Source organism: Nocardia acidivorans NBRC 108247 (assembly GCF_001625085.1).
Taxonomy (GTDB): domain Bacteria; phylum Actinomycetota; class Actinomycetes; order Mycobacteriales; family Mycobacteriaceae; genus Nocardia; species Nocardia acidivorans.
In genome coordinates this window covers 1-523 of sequence record NZ_BDAW01000158.1, presented here as the reverse complement: position 1 = coordinate 523, position 523 = coordinate 1, and the positions used below count along the sequence as shown (strand labels likewise).

The window sequence follows — 523 nt, the reverse complement described above, 5'->3', positions numbered from 1 at the left end:
CCGCCGTTCGCGGGATCGTAGATGTGCCCGCCCAGGTGCCGGTCGTACGCCAGGCCGAACAGCGCCGCGGTCAGCAGCGGGAAGGCAAGCAGCACAAGCACACTGGTGACAGCGATATTCCAGGTGAAGATCGGCATCCGGAACATGGTCATACCGGGGCAGCGCAGGCAGACCACGGTGGTCAGCATGTTCACGCCACCGAGGATGGTGCCCAGACCGGAGACGGCCAGGCCCAGAATCCACAGGTCGCCGCCGACACCCGGGGAGTGGACGATGTCCGAGAGCGGGGTGTACGCGGTCCAGCCGAAGTCGGCCGCACCACCCGGGGTGATGAAACCGGCGGTCGCCATGGTGCCGCCGAACAGGTACAGCCAGTAGCTGAACGCGTTCAGTCGCGGGAACGCCACATCGGGCGCGCCGATCTGCAGCGGCAGGATGATGTTGGCGAAGCCGAACACGATCGCCGTGGCGTAGAACAGCAGCATGATGGTGCCGTGCATGGTGAACAGCTGATTGAACTGTT

1 protein-coding gene is annotated in these 523 nt (G+C 65.0%); it reads right to left on the bottom strand.

All coding sequences use genetic code 11. From position 1 onward, the window contains the following. The coding region (locus NA10_RS35120; protein WP_174562598.1) for a cbb3-type cytochrome c oxidase subunit I at positions 1–523 on the bottom strand (523 nt) is incomplete at both ends.